The following is a 16,875-nucleotide window of genomic DNA, read 5'->3' as shown; positions in this document are numbered from 1 at the left end:
CGCGAAGGCGGGCCTATGACCGGGCGTGCCAACTCCATCATCATTGTCGGCGGCGGCGCCAGTGGCGTCGTGCTGGCCGCGCATCTCCTGAAGTCGCCCAATCCGGACCTGCGCGTCACGCTGATTGAAAGGCGCCCGCATTTCGGCCAGGGCATCGCCTATTCGACGCTGCTGTCGGCGCATGTCTTGAATGTCAGCGCCGCCGGCATGAGCGCCTATGCCGACGATCCCGGCAATTTCTGGCGCTGGCTGCAGGAACGCGGCCTGGCAACGCCCGAGCAGGCGCCCTTCTATGCACCGCGCAGCATCTATGCCCGTTACCTCGGCGAGTTGCTCGACGAGCTGCAGGCGCGCGAAAAGCAGACCGGGCGGCTTCGGCTGATCCGCGAGGAAAGCCTCTCGATCACGCCCACCGCATCCGGTGTCGAAGTGGCGCTGGCCAACGGCACCAGCGTCGTTGCGCATCTCGCCGTGCTGGCCACCGGCCACGACGAGGAGCCGGCGCAAGGCCATGCCATCAGGATGGGATCGGAAGCCGACACAGCACTTCCCCCCGACGCCGGCGTCATGGTGCTGGGCACCGGCCTCAGCATGGTCGATGCCTTCCTGGCGCTGGAACAGCGCGGCCATCGCGGCGACATCATAGCTGTGTCGCGGCGCGGCCTGCTGCCCTCGCCGCATCGCAAGGGCAATCCGATCAAGCTCGACGTCGCCGATATTCCGCTCGGCACGCAGCTCTCCTATTTCGTCGGCTGGTTCCGCGACCTGATCAAGGAAAACCAGAAGGCCGGCATCGACTGGCGCGACGTCGTCGACGGCCTGCGGCCGTTCAACCAGAAGATCTGGCAGAACTGGCCGGCTTCCGCCAAGCGCCGCTTCGTCGAGCACACCAAGGCCTGGTGGGACATCCACCGCCATCGCATGGCGCCCGAGGTCTACGCCCGCGTCACCGAAGCCGTGCGGTCCGGCCGCATCCGCCTGGTCGCCGGCCGCGTCGTCGACATCGCGCGTAATGGCGAATTCACCGTCCAGGTCCAGTCGCGCCACACGCAGCGCCTCGAGACTTTCGAGGTCGCCCGCATCTACGATTGCTCTGGCATCGTCAGGGACATCTCGACCTCGTCGAACAGCGTTGTGCGCTCGCTGGTCGACCGCGGCCTGGCAAGGCCGGATCCGCTGCGCATCGGCCTCGACGTATCGGCCAAATGCGAGATCATCGCCGGCGACGGAACCGTCTCGGCCAAGATCCTCGCCGTCGGCCCGCTGACCCGCGGCACCTTCTTCGAGATCGACGCCATCCCCGATATCCGCGTGCAGTGTGCCAGGCTGAGCAAGCAGCTGCTGGGGTAGGGTCTTCGTTGGTCGGCGCTCTACGGCGCCCCCCTCTGTCCTGCCGGACATCTCCCCCTCAAGGGGGGAGATTGGCAGCTTCGGCTCCGGTGGTCTCTTGCTGACGGTAGAGATTGGCGAAGGCGGTCATCACGTCCAATCTCCCCACCTGAGGGGGAGATGGCCGGCAGGCCAGAGGGGGGCGTGCCCCACTAACCATGCCACAACCCGGAATTTCATTCCGCATCTGGCCGGTTGATTGGCACGATCTATCTTCTTTCCGACTGCAAAGGGCTGGAAAAGAGGATACGCTGCCGCTCTGCCCCCACGAGATGCTGAGGCTGGGCGGTCGCTTGGTCATGGAGCATCGATATGAGCGAGCACGAGATCGCCGCGGCCGACGAGTTGTCCCGCCTGCGTCCGCCCTATGCGTCGGTTCTCGACCTGATCGGCCAGACGCCGGTGGTCGAGCTGACCAAGTTCGATACCGGCAAATGCCGGCTGTTCATCAAGCTCGAAAGCCAGAATCCGGGCGGCTCGATCAAGGACCGCATCGCGCTGTCGATGATCGCCGCCGCCGAGCGGGAGGGCAAGCTCAGGCGTGGCGGCACCATTGTCGAGGCGACCGCCGGCAACACCGGCCTCGGCCTTGCCCAGGTCGGCATCCCCAAGGGCTACCGCATCGTGCTGGTCGTGCCCGACAAGATGTCGCGCGAAAAGATCCAGCATCTGCGCGCGCTCGGCGCCGAGGTGCGCATGACGCGCTCCGATGTCGGCAAGGGCCATGCCGAATATTACCAGGACATGGCCGAGAAGATCGCGGCGGAAACGCCCGGCGCCTTCTATGCCAACCAGTTCGCCAATCCGGCCAATCCGCTGGCGCATGAAACCACCACCGGCCCGGAGATCTTTTCGCAGCTCGACGGTGACGTCGACGCGGTGGTCGTTGGCGTCGGCTCGGGAGGCACGCTGACCGGGCTTGGCCGCTACTTCGCGAAAGTGTCGCCGAAGACCGAAATGGTGCTGGCCGATCCCGTCGGCTCTGTGCTGGCGCCGCTGATCAAGACCGGCAAGATGGAAGAGGCCGGCAGCTGGACGGTGGAAGGCATCGGCGAGGATTTCGTGCCGCCCAATGCCGATCTGTCGCTGGTCAAGAAGGCCTATTCCATCCCCGACAAGCAGAGCATGCTGGCGGTGCGTGACCTCTTGTCGAAGGAAGGTATCCTCGCCGGCTCATCCTCGGGCACGCTGCTGTCCGCCGCCCTGCGCTATTGCCGCGAGCAGACGGTGCCCAAGCGCGTCGTCACCTTCGTCTGCGACAGCGGCAACAAGTACCTGTCGAAAGTGTTCGACGATTTCTGGCTGGCCGAGCAGGGACTGGCCGAGCACGAACAGCATGGCGATCTGCGCGATCTGGTGATGCGTTCGCACCGCACCGGCGACACCGTCTACGTCGGCCCGGACGAAAGCCTGCTCAACGCCTATGGCCGCATGCGCCGTTCCGATGTCTCGCAGCTGCCGGTGCTCGACAATGGCAAGCTCGTCGGCATCGTTGACGAAAGCGATATTCTTGCTCATGTCGACGGCCCCTATGACGGCCGCTGGGAGCGTTTCAACGGCCCGGTGCGCACGGCGATGACCTCGAATCTGCACACCCTGCAGGCCAGCCAGACGCTGGATGCACTGCTGCCGGTCTTCGACCGCAACGAGGTCGCCATCATCTTCGACGGCGACGAATTCGTCGGCCTGATTACCCGCATCGACCTGATCAACCATCTGAGGCGCGCACGATGACCAGCAATACTCCGCCAGCCGGAAAAAACCGTCTGGCTTTCTCGACGCGCACCATCCATGGCGGCCAGAGCCACGACCCGCTGACCGGCGCGGTGATGGTGCCGATCTATGCCACCTCGACCTTTGCCCAGCAGTCGCCTGGCGTGCACAAGGGTTTTGAATATGCCCGCAGCCAGAACCCGACGCGCTTTGCCTTCGAGCGTGCCGTGGCCGATCTCGAAAGCGGCTCGGCTGCCTTTGCCTTCGCCTCCGGCCTTGCCTCGATCGCCACGGTGCTCGAACTGCTCGATTCCGGCGCCCATATCGTCGCCACCGACGACATCTATGGCGGCTCCTTCCGGCTGATGGAGCGGGTGCGCAAACGCTCGGCCAATCTGCAGGTCTCGTTCGTCGACTTCACCGACCTCGCCGCCGTCGAGGCGGCGATCCGGCCCGAGACGAAAATGCTCTGGGTCGAGACGCCGACCAACCCGCTGCTGCGCATCGTCGACCTCGAAGGCGTCGCCGCACTTGCCAAACGCAAGGGCATTTTGTCGGTCGCCGACAACACCTTTTGCAGCCCCTATATCCAGCGGCCGCTGGAGCTCGGCATCGACATCGTCGTCCACTCGACGACCAAATATCTCAACGGCCATTCCGACATGGTCGGCGGCGTGGCGGTCGTCGGCGACAACAAGGATCTCGCCACCCAGCTGAAGTTCCTGCAGAACGCCATCGGCGCCATTTCGGGTCCGTTCGACAGCTTTCTGGCGCTGCGCGGGCTGAAGACGCTGGCGCTCAGGATGGAGCGGCACTCCGCCAACGGTCTGAAAATCGCGCAGTGGCTGGAAGCGCGCCGCGACATCCGCCGCGTCATCTATCCCGGCCTCGCCAGCCACCTGCAGCACGCCGTCGCCGTCCAGCAGATGCATGCCTTCGGCGGCATGATCACAGCCGTGCTCGACCGCGATCTAGCCGGTACGAAAAAGTTCCTCGAACGCACGCAATTGTTCACGCTCGCCGAAAGCCTCGGCGGTGTGGAGAGCCTGATCGAGCATCCCGCGCTGATGACGCATGGGTCCATTCCGGCGGAGAAGCGGGCCGAGATCGGCATATCGGATTCGCTGGTGCGGCTGTCGGCAGGCATCGAGGATGGCGATGATCTGATCGCGGATCTGGATCAGGCGCTGGGGGGATAGCGACCGACGTTTCGAGGTTTGCCCTGCCGGGCATTTCTCCCCGTAAACGGGGAGAAAGAAGCTAATCGCGATTGGCGAAAGCGGCGATGACAGCGTCCCTCGCCCCGTTTACGGGGAGAGGATGCCGGCAGGCAGGTGAGGGGCAGCGCTGACGTCTCGTGATTATCGATCATCACGACCCGATTGACCCCGCACCCCAACTGCCCGAAGTGTAGCGCCCCATGGCCACGCGCGAACCATCAAAGCCCACGGAAACGCCCCTCACCTTCGCGGTGCTGGTGTTCCCCGGCTTTCCGATGATGGCGTTCAGCTCGGTTATCGAGCCTCTGCGCGCCGCCAATGTCTTGGCGAAGCGGGAATGCTATCGCTGGATTATCGTCGGCGGCACGAAAGGTGCGGTCGAGGCCTCGAACGGCGTCGTCATCCAGCCGGGTTTTTACGCGGAGGACGCGCCGAAGGTCGACCGCATCGTCGTCTGCTCCGGCGGCGATGCCGATCACCTCGTCGCCGAGGATGCCGCAAGCTGGATCCGCAAGAGCCTGCGCAACGGCGCCCATATCGGCGCGGTGGCGGATGCCGCGTTCTTCCTGGCGCGGGCCGGCCTGCTCGACGGCCATGCCTGCACCTTGCACTGGACCAGCCAGGCGGCCTTCACCGAGGCTTTCCCCAACATCGAGCTCAGGCGCGACCTCTATGTCATCGACCGCAAGCGCTTCACCTCTGCCGGCGGCGTCGGCAGCCTCGACATGATGCTGGAGATCATCACCCGCGACTACGGCGCCGAGCTTGCCGCCGGCGTCGCCGAATGGTTCGTGCACAGCCAGCTGCGCTCCAGCATCGACCGCAAGATGATGCCGCTGCGGCTGCGCACCGGCGTGCAGAACGAGCTGGTGCTGTCGGCCATCGCCATCATGGAGGACGCGGTGGAGGAGCGGCTCGGCATGGCCGAGCTGACCGCGAAGCTAGGCGTGTCCTCCGACAAACTGGAGCGCAATTTCCGCACAGAACTCGGCATTTCGCCGAATGGTTATTACCGGCGGCTGCGGCTGCGGCGCGCCGCCGACCTGCTCGCGCATTCGACACTGATGGTGCGCGACGTGGCGCTGGCCTGCGGCTTTGCCTCGATGTCGAGTTTTGCCCGGGCGTTTCGCGAGGAGCACGGCCATCCGCCGAAGTTGGCGAGAAGGCATTAGGTAACCCATGCCGGCGGGACAGAGGGGGGTGCTGTCCTGCCGGCGTTCCATTGGCCTTCAGCGGCATCCCGCACAACACCTGCGGTTTTCCGCACAATCATTCCGCTCCTTCTGCACCATGCTAAAACCTTGCAACCCACCCAAGGCCAGGCCCATGAGCATCGTCGTTTTCGACCCCGACAGCACCGAGGATGTGGACTTCAAGGACCGCATGCGCCATCCCGCCGCGGCCGATCCGGCCGGCGGCATGTGGCTGTCCGATACCGAGCCATCCTTCATCGACGCTGACGCGCTGCGCAAGGGCCGGCTGGCCAAGCTGCGCGGCTGGATGCGCGAGGCCGACTATGGCGGCGTCGTGCTGTTCGATCCCTACAACCAGCGCTACGCCACAGGCTCGCGCAACATGTTCGGCTATTTCTTGCGCAACTCGACCCGCTATTTCTTTATCCCGACCGACGGGCCGATCGTGCTGTTCGAATACCCGCAGAGCTACCACGTCTCGATGGTGCTCGACACGATCGACGAGGCGCGTCCGTCCAAGCTGGTCTGGTCCTCGGTGTCCGGCCGCGACGACGAAACCGCCGGCCCCTTCGCCGACGAGATCGCCGAATTGCTCAAGCAGCATGGCGGCGGCTCGATGAAGCTCGGCCTCGACCGCTGCAGCCATCTGCAGGCGCTGGCGCTCGAAAAACGTGGCTGCGAGGTCCGCGATTGCCAGGGCGAGATTTTAGCGGTGCGCGCCGTCAAGACGCCCGAGGAAGTCAAATGCCTGCAGGTGTCGATGGCCGGCGCCGAGGCCGCCGTCTACGCCGTGCGCGAGGCGATCAAGCCCGGCGTCTCCGAAAACGACCTGTTCGCCATCATGTATGGCGAGGTCATCCGCCAGGGCGGCGAGTTCATCGAGACCCGGCTGCTCACCTCCGGCCAGCGCACCAATCCATGGTTCAACGAGGCCAGCGGTCGCAAGATCCGGCCGGGCGAACTGCTGGCGCTCGATACCGACACGATCGGCTGCTACGGCTACTATTCCGATTTCTCGCGCACCTTCCGCTGCGGGCCGGGCAAGCCGACCCCCTACCAGAAGTCGCTCTACCGCATGGCGCACGACCAGGTTCAGCACAATATTTCCATCGTCAAACCGGGCATGGCTTTTCGCGAGATTGCCGAAAAGGCCTGGAAAATCCCCGACCGCTTCGTCGACCAGCGCTACACCTCGGTCATGCACGGCGTCGGCATGCATGGCGAAACGCCGTTCATCGCGCATTCCATGGACTACGAGACCTATGGCCGCGACGGCCATATCGTGCCAGGCATGGTGGTGAGCGTCGAAAGCTATATCGGCGAAAAGGGCGGCCGCGAGGGCGTCAAGCTGGAGGACGAGATCCTGATCACCGACACCGGCACCGAACTTTTGTCGCGTTTTCCCTATGAGGACGAGTTTCTGGAGACGCAGGTTTGATTCCGGTATCCACCGCTTATAACGAGCGCCTCATTCCTTCGCACCCCCCTCTATCCTGCCGGACATCTCCCCCTCAAGGGGGGAGATCGGCAGCTTTGGGGGCAGCGCTTTTTCCTGCAACTCTGGCGATCGGCGAAAGCATTCGTGACAGCCAATCTCCCCCCTTGAGGGGGAGATGCCCGGCAGGGCAGAGGGGGGGTGCTGTCCCGCAGACCTATGCAAGGAGCTGCTTCGCCCGTGCATGACCAAGGCGCATTCACATGAAAACCCCCATCGCCATCAAACCCGGCACCGTGGCTGCAATCTTCATCGACCTGCAGGAAGAGCACCGGCAGGACCCGCGTTACCTCGTCGAGGGCTTCGGCAGCGTCCTCGCCAACGTCCAGCGGCTGCAGGCGGCGGCGCGGCAGAACCATGTGCCGCTCTACCACTGGGCCTACATCGTCGACCTCGACAAACAGGACCGGCCGTTCCACCCGGTCGGTGAGGACGGCAAGTCGGCTTTCTCCGACAAGAGCGATCCGCTGACCGAGATCTGCCATGAGGTGGCGCCGGCGAATGGCGAGGTGCTGCTGATCAAGGCCGAGGCCAGCGCCTTCCGCACCGGTCCGGCGGCCCGCGACATCAAGTCGGCCGGCATCGAATGGCTGGTCGTATCAGGCGTCTGGACCGAGGCCTGCATCGACGCCACGGTTAAGGACGCGGTGGCGAAAGGCTTTCGCGTGCTGCTGGTCAAGGATGCCTGCGGCAGCGGTAGTGCGGCCATGCACCAGACCGGTATCCTTAACCTCGCCAACCGGCTCTATGGCGGTGCCGTCACCGACACCGAGGGCGCCTGCCGGCTGCTGGCCGGCGAAACCATCTCCGCCTGGCAGGTCGAAGGCTCGGTGCCGCTGCGCTTCAGCTTCGACAACGCGGCCGCGCTTTACGCCGATCTATGACTGCCGAAAGCATGACGCGCGGCAAATACGAAACGAGGCTCGACCCGGCGCTGTGGGCCTATATCGACGCGGTCAACACCTGGTATCCGCCCGAAATCCTCGGCCTGCCGATCGACAAGCAGCGCGCCGTCTATGACAGGATGAGCCGCGCCTTCCACCAAGGCCGCCCGCCCGGCGTGAAGGCCAGCGATGGCCTGATCGCCGCCCCCGGCCGCGACATCCCGATCCGCCGCTACCGGCTCGCCGGCAACGCAGCGAAGGCGATGGTGGTTTACTACCACGGCGGCGGCTTCATCCTCGGCGGGCTCGACAGCCATGACGACATCAGCGCCGAGCTCTGCGCCGGCACCGGCTTCGACGTGCTGTCGGTCGACTACCGCCTGGCGCCGGAGCATCTTCATCCCGCCGCCTTCGACGATGCAGTCGCCGCCTTCGAATGGGCAGCCGCCACTACAGGCCTGCCGCTCGTGCTGTGCGGCGAAAGCGCCGGCGGCAATCTCGCGGCGGCCGTAGCGCAGGCGACGCGCCGCCATATCAGGGCCGCCATCGGCCAGGTGCTGATCTATCCCGACCTCGGGAGCCCCCAATTGGGCGGCAACGAGCGCGCCGGCTCCTATGTCGAGCACGGCGAAGCACCGCTTCTGTCGCTGCACGACGTCGCCTTCTACCGCGATGTCCGCGCGGCCAAGCGGCAATCGCAGGACGATCCGACCTTCTCGCCTTTGCGCGACACCGACTTCTCCGGCCTGCCACCAACGGTCATCGTCACGGCCGAGTGCGACCCGCTGTCGTCGGATGGCGAAACCTATCGCGACCGTATTGTTTCCGCCGGCGGCAAGGCCTGGTGGCACGAAGAGCCGAGGTTGGTGCACAGCTTCCTGCGCGCGCGGGCTACGGTGCCGGCCGCGGCGGAAGCGTTTGCGCGGATTGTCGGTGCGGTCGGCGCGCTGGGTAGGGGTGAGTGGCCTTACTGAGGCCGGTCGAACTGCCCCCTCGTGGGAGAGATGCCCGGCAGGGCAGAGGGGGGCGCGAAGGATCGCCAACCTTTCTTCTTTGGAGCGCCCGAAGTCTCTTGATACATAAGCAGTTGGCTGAGAGGGCGGCAGGACAGCGCCCCCCTCTGTCCTGCCGGACATCTCCCCCACGCGGGGGGAGATCGGCTGTACCTCCTGCGGAGCACCGCACAATCACTGCGGAAAACCGAACACTCCCCAGCGTCACCCCGCTCTATCATCGGCCAAGGCAATGGCGTCCTGGCGATCGCATCCTCCCCCGCGAAAAGCGATCGGCCGGGGCGCCCAACAACGGGGAACGACGATGAAATTCATGCTGACCGACCGCAAACTGCACCCGCAAGCCAAACCCGTCGCCGACGACTTCAGGACCGGCGGCATCAACCGCCGCGAATATCTCGCCTTGATGGCCGGGCTCGGCGTCAGCGCCGCCGGCGCGCTGGCGCTGGGCGGGCTCGGCGCCACCCCTGCCCGTGCGGCCGAGCCAAAAAAAGGCGGCGTCCTGCGCGTCGCCATGAACGTCAAGGGTTTCAAGGACCCGCGCACCTTCGACGGCGTCGAAATGTCCAACGTCGCCCGCCACTGCAACGAATATCTGGTGCGCTGGAACACCGACTTCTCGTTCGAGCCCTGGCTGCTCGAAAGCTGGGAGGCCAGCGACGATGCCAGGACGCTGACCCTGCATGTGCGCAAAGGCATTTCCTGGTCGAACGGCGATGCCTTCAACGCCGACGATGTCATCCACAACCTCACCCGCTGGTGCGACGCCTCGGTGCCCGGCAATTCGGTCGCCGCCCGCATGGGCGCGCTGGTCAATGCCGACACCAAGAAGGTCATCGATGGCGGCATAGCCAAGGTCGACGACTTCACCATCAAGCTCAATCTGCCCAAGCCCGACATCTCGCTGATCGCCGGCATGGCCGACTATCCGGCGCTGATCATGCACCGCTCCTATGAGGGCGACGGCGATCCGATGAAGGCGCTTGCCATCACCACCGGCCCCTGCGAGCTGGTAAGCTGGGATGCCGAGACCGGCGCCGAGGTGAAGCGCAGGGACAAGCCCTGGTGGAAAGGCGAATTCCATCTCGACGGCATCAAATGGGTCGATTACGGCTCCGACCCCAACGCCATGCTGTCGGCCTTCGAATCCGGTGAGATCGACACCGACCACGAGACCGCCTCCGATGCCGTCTCGCAGACCGAGACGATGGGGCTAATGAACTCCGAGATCGCCACCGGCTCGACCATCGTTGCCCGCTTCAATGTCGCCAACGCGCCCTATGACGACGTCAAGGTGCGCCGCGCCGCCCAGCTCGCCGTCGACAATTCCGCCGTGCTGGCGCTCGGCCTCGGCGGCCGCGGCAAGCCCGCCTACAACCACCATGTCGGCCCCATGCACCCCGAATATGCCGATATCGGCCCGGCAAAGCGCGACGTCGAGCAGTCGAAGAAGCTGCTCGCGGAAGCCGGCAAGGCCGAGCACGAGTTCGAGCTCATCTCCGTCGATGTCGAATGGCAAAAGAGCACCGGCGACGCCATCGGCGCGCAGATGCGCGAGGCCGGCCTCAAGATCAAGCGCACGGTGCTGCCCGCCGCCACCTTCTGGAACGACTGGAGCAAATACCCCTTCTCCTGCACCGAATGGCTCGGCCGCCCGCTCGGCGTCCAGGTGCTGGCGCTGGCGTATAAATCCGGCGCCGCCTGGAACGAAAGCGCCTACGCCAATCCCGAGTTCGACACGTTGCTCGACAAGGCACTGGCGACGCCGGACGCCAAGGCACGCAAGGAGATTATGGCCAAGATCGAGCAGAATCTGCGCGATAGCGGCATCATCATCCAGCCCTACTGGCGCTCGGTCTACCGGACGTATCGCAAAGGCGTCGAAGGCTGCGAACAGCACCAGGCGCTGGAGCAGCATTTCGAGAAGGTCTGGATCGAGGGGTGAGAAGCGGTCCGCTCAAGCGGACGAAAAGCCAATTGCTTGGCTTTTCGAGCTTCGAACGCCCTGAGCCATGCGAAGGGCCGGGGCGGATCGCTACCGAAGCTGGCGTCGCCCCTCATCGCCCTGCCGGGCATTTCTCCCCGTAACCGGTAGGGCAATCGCATATGGCGCTCCCCCCACTCCGTCTCGGCTTCGCCGAGCCACCTCTACCCCCACATTCGTGGGGGAGAGGAAATGCTTACCTCCAAGGTCGCGGCCTTGAAAGGCTTGGGTTTCCTCTCCCATGGACATGGGGGAGAGGTGGCCGCGAAGCGGCCGGAGTGGGGGCTGGCGCCGCCATATGCGATTGCCCTGCCGTAAACGGGGAGAAAGAGGCTGGCCGCAACGCCGACGCTCTTCTTGCAACGTTGGTGATCAGCGAAATCGCGGATGACAGCGCCCTTCTCCCCGTTCCACGGGGAGAAGATGGCGGCAGCCAGATGAGGGGCGGCGCCAGCGACCCGCTGTTGCGGATTTCGACAGCGGCGAACATGGGGCGAGTGAAGCGGAAAGCGGTGTCGAGCGGTTCGCTGCTCTGACGCGGGGGCCCGGCATTCGCCGCCCAACGGAATGGCCGGCGCGAATGCCGGTGAGGCAGTTGCCTGAGCCCGCGCCGGCCACTGGCGACCTAAAAAAGGACCGCCGCATGTTCTAACTAGCGTCCGGGCGCCCCGCGATCAATCGGGGCAGGACGGTCTGTACGGATTCGAACCGATCCTCCCGCTGCGTCATTTGATAGGTTTTCTTCATGGAGGTTCCCCCAATGGCCGGAGGCTCAATGACGCGGGGTATTCGCGCGATGTTCAATCCGGCGACCGGCTCACCGGCTTCAGCAGCGTCCACATCCAGCCGGCGAAAGTCAGCACCAGGAACGGGTAACCGGCGGCAGGCAGTGGCGACGAGGTCGGCAGCAAGGCGCGCCCCACAGCATCATGCCCACCGAGACGAAGAACAGCGCGGCGGCAACGAATGCGGTGAGCTGCATCCAAAGCGCGAACGTGTTCGGCGCGCTGATCAGGATGAGTGCCGCCGCCCACAACGAGATGGCGCCGACATAGGAGGGCACGCTGGCCTCGAGCCCCGCCGCATTGCCTGATAGCAGCAGGCTTTCGCCGGCGAGGAAGGTCAGGAACCCGGCCGCCACGTAGTCATTGCCGAGGCGCTCTCACCTGTTTGACTTCCCGACGCGGCTCCAGTGTCAGCCCGAAATCGACAAGCGCGTGAAGGCAGAGACTGTCGAGAGAGCGGTCCGCAGCGCCCGCAATCGACAAAGTCGGCCTTGCCCGAAAACCGATATCGGCGCATCGCAGCAAGCACCTTTACGCTTGCCTTGAAGGCAGCCTATTTTGGCGGATAGTAGCGGCTCGTGGGCATGGAATGTCGGTACTGCCTTTCCTGAGAATTTACGCGCCGCTCAACGCGGTGCTGGCTGCGCCTGGGCTTCTGGCGGTGGCTGCGCTCACGACACCGAACCTGTCTGGACGAAGCAGACTGGCTCTGATCGCCCTGCTCGCGGTCATTTGGGGCGCCTATCTTCTGCAGATGGCCGCGACGCTGCTCAAGCACTGGGCGGGAGACCTTCGGGACAGGACGCCGGCAATCGCCATCGACGTGCTCGCGGTTTTGGTTCCACTCGCCGCATTTCTGCTCGACGGCACACCCGACTGGAGCCTCTACTGTGGTGTCTGGCTGCTGAAACCGCTGCGCGACTCGACCTTCTTCCCGGTGCTGGGCAGGGTGCTGGCCAACGAAGCGCGCAACCTGATCGGCGTCACCACGCTCTTCGGCGTCGTTCTGTTCGGTGTCGCACTCGCCGCCTATGTCATCGAGCGCGACATCCAACCGGAAAAGTTCGGCAGCATCCCCGAGGCAATGTGGTGGGCGGTGGTCACGCTGTCCACCACCGGCTATGGCGACGACATCCCGCAAACCTTCGCCGGCCGCGTCCTTGCCGGGGCGGTCATGATGACTGGCATCGGCATCTTCGCGCTCTGGGCCGGCATTCTTGCCTCCGGCTTCTATCAGGAAATCCGTCGTGAGGATTTCGTCCGCAATTGGCAATTGGTCGCCGGCGTGCCGTTGTTTCAGAAGCTCGGCCCGGCCGTGCTGGTCGAGATCGTGCGCGCGCTAAGACCTCGTAATTTGCCGGCGGGCGCCGTGATCTGCCGCAGTGGCGAGACCGGGGATCGGATGTTCTTCGTCGTGGAGGGGCGGGTCAGCGTCGCGACGCCGAACCCGGTGGAGCTTGGCCCTGGCGCTTTCTTCGGCGAGATGGCGCTGATCAGCGGCGAACCGCGTTCGGCGACCGTCAACGCCGCGACGGCGGTCTCCCTTCTGTCGCTGCACGCGGCGGATTTCCAGATGCTGTGCAGCAGCAGCCCGGAGATCGCGGAAATCATCCGCCAGACCGCGCTAGAGCGGCGCGGCGCGGCGCCGATGGCTTGAGCCCGCGCAGCTCGCCGCACTAGCGGGGGCCGGCAGCCCGCGGCAGCTCCCACCCGGGCTTGCGCTCGCATCGACCCACCGGGTTGATGCGTCCGGCCAAAGGCCGGACCGCTTAGTCCCCCATCTTCAGCGCCTGGATAAACGCCTCCTGCGGGATATCGACCTTCCCGAATTGCCGCATCCGCTTCTTGCCCTCTTTCTGCTTGTCCAGCAGCTTGCGTTTGCGCGAGACGTCGCCACCGTAGCATTTGGCGGTCACGTCCTTGCGCAGCGCCGAGATGGTCTCGCGGGCGATGACCTTGCCGCCGATGGCGGCCTGGATCGGGATCTTGAACAGGTGGTTCGGGATCAGCTCCTTCAGCTTCTCGCACATCTGCCGGCCGCGCTTTTCCGCCGCCGTGCGGTGCACCAGCATGGATAGCGCGTCGACCGGCTCCTCATTGACCAGGATCGACATCTTGACGAGGTCGCCTTCCCGATAGTCGGTGAGGTGGTAGTCGAAGGAGGCGTAGCCCTTGGAGATCGACTTCAGCCGGTCGTAGAAATCGAACACGACTTCGTTGAGTGGCAGGTCATAGATCAGCATGGCGCGCTTGCCGACATAGGACAGGTCGAACTGGATGCCGCGCCGGTCCTGGCAGAGTTTCAATATGCCGCCGAGATAATCGTCCGGCGTCAAAATGGTGGCGCGGATCCACGGCTCCTCGATGGCCGAGATCTTGACCACGTCGGGCATGTCGGCCGGGTTGTGCAATTCCTTCATCGAGCCGTCGGTCAGAGCCAGCCGGTAGACGACTGATGGTGCCGTGGCGATCAGGTCGAGGTTGAACTCGCGCTCCAGCCGCTCCTGGATGATTTCGAGATGCAACAGGCCAAGGAAGCCGCAGCGATAGCCGAAGCCGAGCGCAGCACTTGTTTCCATTTCAAAGGAGAAGCTGGCGTCGTTGAGGCGCAGCTTGCCGACCGCGGCGCGCAGATCCTCGAAATCGGCGGCGTCGACCGGGAACAGGCCGCAGAACACCACCGGCTGCGCCGGCTTGAAGCCGGGCAGCGCCTTGGCGGTGGCGCGCTTGTCCTCGGTGATGGTGTCGCCGACGCGGGTGTCGGCCACTTCCTTGATCGAGCCGGTGAAGAAGCCGAACTCGCCGGGGCCGAGCTCGTCGACATTGATGCGGGCCGGCGTGAACACGCCGGTGCGCTCGACCAGATATTTGGCGCCGGTGCCCATCATGCGGATGGTCTGGCCCTTTTTCAGCACGCCGTCGATGATGCGCACCAGCACGATGACGCCGAGATAGGCGTCGTACCAGCTGTCGACCAGCATTGCCTTCAGGGGCGCGGTCGCGTCGCCTTCGCGCGGCGGCGGCAATTGGTGGACGATGGCTTCGAGCACGTCGGGAATGCCAAGCCCGGTCTTGGCCGAGATCAGCACGGCGTTGGAAGCGTCGATGCCGATCACCTCCTCGACCTGCTCGCGGATGCGCTCGGGCTCGGCCGCTGGCAGGTCGACCTTGTTCAGCACCACGACGATCTCGTGGTTGTTGTCGATGGCCTGATAGACATTGGCCAGCGTCTGCGCTTCGACGCCCTGGCTCGCGTCGACCACCAGCAGCGAACCCTCGCAGGCGGCGAGCGAGCGCGACACTTCATAGGCGAAGTCGACGTGTCCGGGCGTGTCGATCAGGTTGAGGATATAGTCCTCGCCATTGTTGGCGTGGTACTTCAGCCGCACCGTCTGCGCCTTGATGGTGATGCCGCGCTCGCGCTCGATGTCCATCGAGTCCAGCACCTGCTCCTTCATGTCGCGCAGCTCCAGCCCGCCGGTCAGCTGGATCAGCCTGTCGGCAAGCGTGGATTTGCCATGGTCGATATGGGCGACGATGGAGAAATTGCGGATGTGGTCGAGGGGCGTGCTCATGGCGCGCGTTTAGCAGGGGTGGCTTGCCCGAGCAAGCGGCAGGCTGCCGCCGCACATGTGGGGCGGCCCGTTGCCTGGCAAGCCGTACAGCCGTTGCCGGGAAGCAGAGCGGGCGGCTGCCGGGGGCAAGCGGTGCGGGCGCTTGTCGCTCTTTCCCCCGGTTTCCTCGAAAAATCGATAAATTTTAACCATGCGCGTTAGAGCATAATTTGTGATCGGCATGTTAGCGGGGGGAAATATCTCTTATAAGGACGAAGGCATGCGGGGGCTTGCAGGCAGTTTTATCAAGTCGCGGAGCGGCTCGTTCGCACCGATACTTGTTCTCGCCATGATTCCGCTGATCACCGCGATCGGCTTTTCCGTCGACTACACCTCCGCGGTCCAGACTAGGTCGACCGAGCAGTCGGCACTCGACGCCGCGATCCTGTCCATCACCACGATGGATACGGCCTCGACGAAACCGCAGCGCCAGGTGCTGCTCCAGGATACCTACAGAGAAAACGGCGGACAGGGCACAGCGACCCTGAACAGCTTCGACGTCAGCGCCAACGGCACCGCCACCGCGCAGGCCTCGGCCAGCTTCGCCATGCCGACCGTGTTCATGCAGATCGCCAGGATCCCGACGGTGGCGATCGGCGTCACGTCGGCGGTGAACAAGGCGCCGGCCCTGGTGGAGGCGACCTTCAAGGTCACCGGCGTGTCGGGCTACTGGAACAAGACAATGACGCTCTACGGCACGATGTTCGGTGCGGCGCAGGGCAAGCCGCTGATGACGATCGATTACAAATACGGCGGCGGCACGGATCCCAAAGGTTACGGCACCACCACGGTCAGCAAGATAGACAGTTTGGGCGTCTCCACGGTGGCCCAGACGCAGGTCTGCAAGGTCGGCAAAAACCCGCCCAACGGGGTGACGCTCAACACCGACAAGTTTGGCACGTCCTATTACTGTGTGGACACGATGACTTCTGCCAACACCGCCGGTGCGGCAATCGACGTCAGCCAGATGGCTGGCCTCTATCTGCAGATGAACGTGCCATCGGGCAACCCGAAAAACCTCTATTCGAACGATCCGGCCACGTCCAACCGGCTCTATAGCTCGACAAGCGCGGACATCCCCCCGGCCGAAATGGCGACCGGCAAGATCGTTGACATCTTTGGCCTCGTGCCTTGTGGCTCGACAGGCTACCAGGCCTGGGAAGACGGCGGCAACTCGGTTCCGGCGCCTGTCGGCAACGCCGACTTTTTCTACAACGTGGCGGGCAAGTGCGACTTCAACAAGCGGCCGAACAACACGCGGCTGACGCAGTAGACGCTGCCAATCTCCCCCCACGAGGGGGGAGATCGGCTGCTTCGGCGGCCGCGCTCCTTTTGCGAAGCCGATGATTGGCGAAAAGCGATGATGAGAGTCGATCTCCCCCTTGCGGGCAGGGCTATCGCATATGAGTAAAGAGGTCATGGAAGAAGTCTTTGCTCCAGTTTGCCCTTCGCATTTTGCTTGCGATTGGTTTGTCGAGCGGATGGGCAGCCAAGATGTTTTGCGCAAGCCTTCGGATGATAGCCAGGTTTTGTGGGGCGTTGTCCTTTCGGGTGCGGGCCTCATCTTCATGGAAGACGACATCAA

At 64.5% G+C, this 16,875-nt stretch carries 12 protein-coding genes and 1 pseudogene; 10 read left to right on the top strand and 3 right to left on the bottom strand.

Annotated elements, in window-relative coordinates:
• The first annotated feature begins 15 nt into the window (after positions 1-15).
• From EOA16_RS29935 to EOA16_RS29890, 8 genes are all read left to right on the top strand, one after another.
• Positions 16-1,350 carry an FAD/NAD(P)-binding protein gene (locus tag EOA16_RS29935; protein WP_127261359.1) on the top strand — a complete coding sequence of 445 codons (1,335 nt, stop codon included), beginning with the start codon at positions 16-18 and terminating at the stop codon, positions 1,348-1,350.
• Between the two features lie 351 nt (positions 1,351-1,701).
• Entirely contained in the window at positions 1,702-3,123 is a 1,422-nt protein-coding gene (locus tag EOA16_RS29925) for a pyridoxal-phosphate dependent enzyme (protein WP_127261358.1), read from the top strand.
• On the top strand, positions 3,120-4,301 hold the full coding sequence (locus EOA16_RS29920) for a PLP-dependent aspartate aminotransferase family protein (protein WP_127261357.1): 1,182 nt from the start codon (positions 3,120-3,122) through the stop codon (positions 4,299-4,301). The genes EOA16_RS29925 and EOA16_RS29920 overlap by 4 nt, the downstream gene beginning before the upstream one ends.
• A 221-nt stretch (positions 4,302-4,522) precedes the next feature.
• Complete coding sequence (locus EOA16_RS29915; protein ID WP_127261356.1) at positions 4,523-5,494, top strand: GlxA family transcriptional regulator; 972 nt, start codon at positions 4,523-4,525, stop codon at positions 5,492-5,494.
• Between the two features lie 154 nt (positions 5,495-5,648).
• On the top strand, positions 5,649-6,953 hold the full coding sequence (locus EOA16_RS29910) for a Xaa-Pro peptidase family protein (RefSeq protein ID WP_127261355.1): 1,305 nt from the start codon (positions 5,649-5,651) through the stop codon (positions 6,951-6,953).
• Between the two features lie 260 nt (positions 6,954-7,213).
• Positions 7,214-7,894: an isochorismatase family protein gene (locus EOA16_RS29900; RefSeq protein ID WP_127261354.1), complete on the top strand. Its 681-nt coding sequence runs from the start codon at positions 7,214-7,216 to the stop codon at positions 7,892-7,894.
• Entirely contained in the window at positions 7,891-8,868 is a 978-nt protein-coding gene (locus EOA16_RS29895; protein WP_164754430.1) for an alpha/beta hydrolase, read from the top strand. The genes EOA16_RS29900 and EOA16_RS29895 overlap by 4 nt, the downstream gene beginning before the upstream one ends.
• Positions 8,869-9,211: 343 nt before the next feature.
• Positions 9,212-10,852: an ABC transporter substrate-binding protein gene (locus tag EOA16_RS29890; protein ID WP_127261353.1), complete on the top strand. Its 1,641-nt coding sequence runs from the start codon at positions 9,212-9,214 to the stop codon at positions 10,850-10,852.
• A gap of 895 nt (positions 10,853-11,747) precedes the next feature.
• Here EOA16_RS29890 and EOA16_RS29880 read toward each other — a convergent pair.
• Entirely contained in the window at positions 11,748-12,032 is a 285-nt protein-coding gene (locus tag EOA16_RS29880) for a hypothetical protein (protein ID WP_245456060.1), read from the bottom strand.
• A gap of 233 nt (positions 12,033-12,265) precedes the next feature.
• Here EOA16_RS29880 and EOA16_RS29875 point away from each other — a divergent pair, with 233 nt between their 5' ends.
• Positions 12,266-13,333, top strand: coding sequence for a cyclic nucleotide-gated potassium channel (locus EOA16_RS29875; protein ID WP_127261351.1), 1,068 nt, complete (start codon positions 12,266-12,268; stop codon positions 13,331-13,333).
• A 112-nt stretch (positions 13,334-13,445) separates the two neighbouring features.
• On the opposite strand, the gene lepA is transcribed toward EOA16_RS29875, so the two are convergent.
• Positions 13,446-15,251: a translation elongation factor 4 gene (gene lepA, locus EOA16_RS29870; RefSeq protein ID WP_127261350.1), complete on the bottom strand. Its 1,806-nt coding sequence runs from the start codon at positions 15,249-15,251 to the stop codon at positions 13,446-13,448.
• A gap of 259 nt (positions 15,252-15,510) precedes the next feature.
• On the opposite strand from lepA, the gene EOA16_RS29865 reads away from it, so the two are divergent.
• Positions 15,511-16,563, top strand: a complete 1,053-nt coding sequence (locus EOA16_RS29865) for a TadE/TadG family type IV pilus assembly protein (protein WP_127261349.1) — start codon at positions 15,511-15,513, stop codon at positions 16,561-16,563.
• Positions 16,564-16,684: 121 nt separating this feature from the next.
• Here the strand turns inward: EOA16_RS29865 and EOA16_RS33410 are convergent.
• Positions 16,685-16,875 (bottom strand): annotated as a pseudogene (locus EOA16_RS33410) (ISAs1 family transposase); the annotation flags it as partial.

Origin of the sequence: Mesorhizobium sp. M7A.F.Ca.US.008.03.1.1 (assembly GCF_003997495.1) — a bacterium.
Classification (GTDB): domain Bacteria; phylum Pseudomonadota; class Alphaproteobacteria; order Rhizobiales; family Rhizobiaceae; genus Mesorhizobium.
This window is presented reverse-complemented; position numbering and strand designations above follow the sequence as displayed.

Bases quoted from the DNA above. Each gene is read 5' to 3' on its own strand.
- EOA16_RS29920 (WP_127261357.1), top strand. From the start codon at position 3,120: ATGACCAGCAATACTCCGCCAGCCGGAAAAAACCGTCTGGCTTTCTCG.
- lepA (WP_127261350.1), bottom strand. From the start codon at position 15,251: ATGAGCACGCCCCTCGACCACATCCGCAATTTCTCCATCGTCGCCCAT.
- EOA16_RS29895 (WP_164754430.1), top strand. From the start codon at position 7,891: ATGACTGCCGAAAGCATGACGCGCGGCAAATACGAAACGAGGCTCGAC.
- EOA16_RS29925 (WP_127261358.1), top strand. From the start codon at position 1,702: ATGAGCGAGCACGAGATCGCCGCGGCCGACGAGTTGTCCCGCCTGCGT.
- EOA16_RS29890 (WP_127261353.1), top strand. From the start codon at position 9,212: ATGAAATTCATGCTGACCGACCGCAAACTGCACCCGCAAGCCAAACCC.
- EOA16_RS29875 (WP_127261351.1), top strand. From the start codon at position 12,266: ATGTCGGTACTGCCTTTCCTGAGAATTTACGCGCCGCTCAACGCGGTG.
- EOA16_RS29900 (WP_127261354.1), top strand. From the start codon at position 7,214: ATGAAAACCCCCATCGCCATCAAACCCGGCACCGTGGCTGCAATCTTC.
- EOA16_RS29935 (WP_127261359.1), top strand. From the start codon at position 16: ATGACCGGGCGTGCCAACTCCATCATCATTGTCGGCGGCGGCGCCAGT.
- EOA16_RS29910 (WP_127261355.1), top strand. From the start codon at position 5,649: ATGAGCATCGTCGTTTTCGACCCCGACAGCACCGAGGATGTGGACTTC.
- EOA16_RS29865 (WP_127261349.1), top strand. From the start codon at position 15,511: ATGCGGGGGCTTGCAGGCAGTTTTATCAAGTCGCGGAGCGGCTCGTTC.
- EOA16_RS29915 (WP_127261356.1), top strand. From the start codon at position 4,523: ATGGCCACGCGCGAACCATCAAAGCCCACGGAAACGCCCCTCACCTTC.